Origin of the sequence: Dokdonella sp., assembly GCF_035703485.1 — a bacterium.
In the GTDB taxonomy this organism is placed as follows: Bacteria; Pseudomonadota; Gammaproteobacteria; order Xanthomonadales; family Rhodanobacteraceae; genus Dokdonella.
Genome location: NZ_DASSYD010000154.1, coordinates 1 through 3,027, shown reverse-complemented (window position 1 = coordinate 3,027; position 3,027 = coordinate 1). Strand labels below are relative to the sequence as shown.

The 3,027-nt window shown below is 59.6% G+C and carries 5 protein-coding genes; 3 read left to right on the top strand and 2 right to left on the bottom strand.

Annotation, left to right across the window (positions count from 1 at the left end):
* From VFN25_RS12060 to VFN25_RS12050, 3 genes are all read left to right on the top strand, one after another.
* A partial coding sequence (locus VFN25_RS12060; RefSeq protein ID WP_325142230.1) for a CBS domain-containing protein occupies positions 1 to 687 on the top strand: 687 nt, incomplete at its 5' end.
* Between the two features lie 358 nt (positions 688 to 1,045).
* The gene (locus tag VFN25_RS12055; protein ID WP_325142227.1) at positions 1,046 to 1,477 is read left to right on the top strand and encodes a hypothetical protein; all 432 of its coding nucleotides are present in this window, start codon (positions 1,046 to 1,048) and stop codon (positions 1,475 to 1,477) included.
* 4 nt (positions 1,478 to 1,481) lie between these two features.
* The gene (locus tag VFN25_RS12050) at positions 1,482 to 1,799 is read left to right on the top strand and encodes a hypothetical protein (RefSeq protein ID WP_325142225.1); all 318 of its coding nucleotides are present in this window, start codon (positions 1,482 to 1,484) and stop codon (positions 1,797 to 1,799) included.
* A 455-nt stretch (positions 1,800 to 2,254) separates the two neighbouring features.
* On the opposite strand, the gene ccoS is transcribed toward VFN25_RS12050, so the two are convergent.
* Both ccoS and VFN25_RS12040 read right to left on the bottom strand, forming a co-directional pair.
* The gene (ccoS, locus tag VFN25_RS12045) at positions 2,255 to 2,467 is read right to left on the bottom strand and encodes a cbb3-type cytochrome oxidase assembly protein CcoS (RefSeq protein ID WP_325142223.1); all 213 of its coding nucleotides are present in this window, start codon (positions 2,465 to 2,467) and stop codon (positions 2,255 to 2,257) included.
* A partial coding sequence (locus VFN25_RS12040) for an HAD-IC family P-type ATPase (protein WP_325142221.1) occupies positions 2,464 to 3,027 on the bottom strand: 564 nt, incomplete at its 5' end. The genes VFN25_RS12040 and ccoS, both read right to left, overlap by 4 nt.

The window sequence follows — 3,027 nt, the reverse complement described above, 5'->3', positions numbered from 1 at the left end:
GCTGCGCTGGTTGGCATGGCCGCGTTGTTTGCCGGTGCTTCACGGGCACTCCTGACCTCGGTGGTATTCGCTTTCGAAACCACCCAGCAACCCAACGGCTTGCTGCCTCTGCTCGCCGCCTGTGCCGTGGCCTACATGGTCTCGGGCCTGCTCATGCGGCATACGATCATGACCGAGAAAATCGCCCGGCGCGGCGTACGCGTGCCGTCAGACTACAGCGCCGACTACCTCGACAGCATCACTGTCGGCGAAATTTGCAGTCGCAATGTCGTCTCACTGCGCGCCAATCAAAACCTGGGCGAGACGCGCGACTGGCTGCTCAGAAGCGGCTCGGCAGATGCCCACCACCAGGGCTTCCCCATCCTCGACGCGCACGATCATTTGCTCGGCGTACTGACGCGTCGCGTCCTGCTTGATCCGGCGTTCTCCGACAGCGCAAGTGTGGGCGATCTTGTCAGCCATGCCCCAATGATGGTCAAGGAACGACACTCCGCGCGCGAAGCCGCCGATCACATGGTCGAAGCCAATGTCGGTCGACTGGTCGTGGTCAGCGAGACCGAGCCGCATCGCATGGTCGGCTTCATCACCCGCGGCGACCTGCTCGCCGCGCACGCACACCGGCTACGCCAAACCCACACTTCAAGCCGGCATCTGCGGCCACTCGGACCACGCAAACCGGCGCCCTGACGATTGTCATCACGTCCTCGAGAGCGGATGCTTCGGCTTTGCTGCGAAGCGAGATTCGGCCTGATTGGCTGGCTTTCTTCAGCCCGGGAAACAATCAACATGACCCCGTCGCTGCAAGGAATATGTCTACTCAACGGGCTATAGTGCAGGAAATTGGGGCAACGCTGATCAAGTGGCGCAACCGTCATGGCATTCAGAAGGTTCGCCGGTCGTGCTGCGTGGCGAAGTGAAGGCTGGTCGCCTTGACCAGCCGCGCGGTGCGGCTGGCGGACCTTCTGGATGCCACCTGTTTCAACAAAAACAATCGGTTAGGCGACACCTGTCTGCACGCAGACAGGTGTCGTGACGATTGCGCCACTTGATCAGCGTTGCCTTAGTATTGCCCGGCTTGTTCCAGAGTGCGCTCCGTTCAAAGGAATTGATTCAGGAGAATTCGACTGTGTTGATCTACCTGACTTTGCTGCTCTTCGTGGTACTGGCGGTTGCCATCTTCGCGCTTCGGATTCGGCGTGCGCGCCTGCGGAATTTTCGCGAGTTCGCGGCGACGGCAGGCCACACACTGCAGCTCGAATCGTGTGGCGGTATCAAGGCAGGCAACTTGTATGCATACCTTTGCGCTCTTGCTTCAGCACTTCACACGCAGGCACAGCTGCGAAACATCGAGCTGCGTCCCGGTGAGTTCAAAGGTCGTCACCGACGCAACCGAGTCGGCCTACCTGCTGAAAAGAGATCCATCGAACAAGGAGGTGGCAAGAGCATCGCTGCTGCTTTTTGCATCGTGCCTGGATGACATCATGAGCAGATCGCAGTCTGCCGAAGCCGCCCAGCGAGATGAAGGGAAACTCGCTGGCATCGTCGGTGCAGTGGCGCTTCTCGCAAGCGCAGGGTGGCATTCCGAATCGAACGCGGACCTGGTTATCTGCGCTCTGTCGGAAGCTTCCCCAGACAGAGACATGGCCGAATACTGGCACGCGGCAACGCAAGCTCACCGAGACCGCGTGGAATCCGCATTTGAGCACGTTGTTGGCACGGCATTGGATTCAGCGACTGCCGCCTACGTCAGACACAAGGTGTTCTCTGAATTGAAAGAAGGCGCACAAACAACAATTTGATATTGAACACGGATTGAACGGATAGTCATCTGTTTGTCCGGAGTGCCGGGTTGCAGGTGGCACCCAGGATGAATGACTGGTGCTGATCTACGTTTGCCGACTTAAGGCAACGCTGATCAAGTGGCGCAATCGTCACGACGCCTGTCTGCGTGCAGATCGCGGCGCGCTGGCGCAGATGCACTGGCCGTGTCGGCAACTGCTCCTGCGTTGTGCTGCACATGGATGTGCGAATGTCGCGTTCGCAGGATGCGCAGGAGCGACCTCTCGACCGATTGTTTTTGTTGAAACAGGTGGCATCCAGAAGGTCCGCCAGCCGCACCGCGCGGCTGGTCAAGACAACCAGCCTTCACTTCGCCACGCAGCACGACCGGCGAACCTTCTGAATGCCATAACGGTTGCGCCACTTGATCAGCGTTGCCTTAACGTTCTGAAAAGCCGACAAGCCATCGGCACGATCAGTTTTCGCGGCTTTCCGGCTCGTCGGCGCTTTCCGCGTCGTCATCGGTCTCGCTCGCCTCGACCTCTTCCGGCGGCAGGTCGGTCATCGGCAATAGCGCCGGGGTATCCATGTCATCGAACTGATCGTGTTCGACAGCCCAGAAGAACGCAATCGCCGCACCAACCAGCAGGATGATCGACAGCGGCACCATGACCAGCAGAATATTCATGGGCTTTGCGTACTTGGAATCGGAGCAGAGACTTCATTGCGACTTGATGACGATGGCGATTCCGATCCAATGCGCAATGCATTCAGGACGACACCGAGTGAACTCATCGACATGCCCAGTGCGGCCAGCCATGGCGGCACGAAGCCGAGCGCGGCGACAGGAATGACACTCAGGTTGTAGGCCAGCGCCCATCGATAATTCTGATGCAGGATATGGATCGCCCGCCGCGCCAGCGCGCGGGCCGGAGCCAGTCCGTCGAGACGCTCACTGGCAAGCACGACATCACTGCTGGCCTGGGCCAGTTCCGCGCCACCGACCATCGCAATCGAGACATCGGCACCGGCAAGTACCGGCGCATCGTTGATACCGTCGCCAATCGCAATCACGCGCGCACCCTCGGTTCTCAACTGCTGCAACCAGGCGAGTTTGTCGGCAGGCAATTGGCGTGCACGCCATTGTTCAATGCCGAGTCTGGCCGCGATCGCTGCAACCTTGGGTGCCGCATCACCGCTGCATATGGAAACACTCAGGCCCTGTGCCCTGAGCGCTTCGACGGCTTC

Excerpts from the sequence above, each read along its gene's own strand:
- VFN25_RS12050 (WP_325142225.1), top strand. The coding sequence starts at position 1,482 with ATGAGCAGATCGCAGTCTGCCGAAGCCGCCCAGCGAGATGAAGGGAAA.
- ccoS (WP_325142223.1), bottom strand. The coding sequence starts at position 2,467 with ATGAATATTCTGCTGGTCATGGTGCCGCTGTCGATCATCCTGCTGGTT.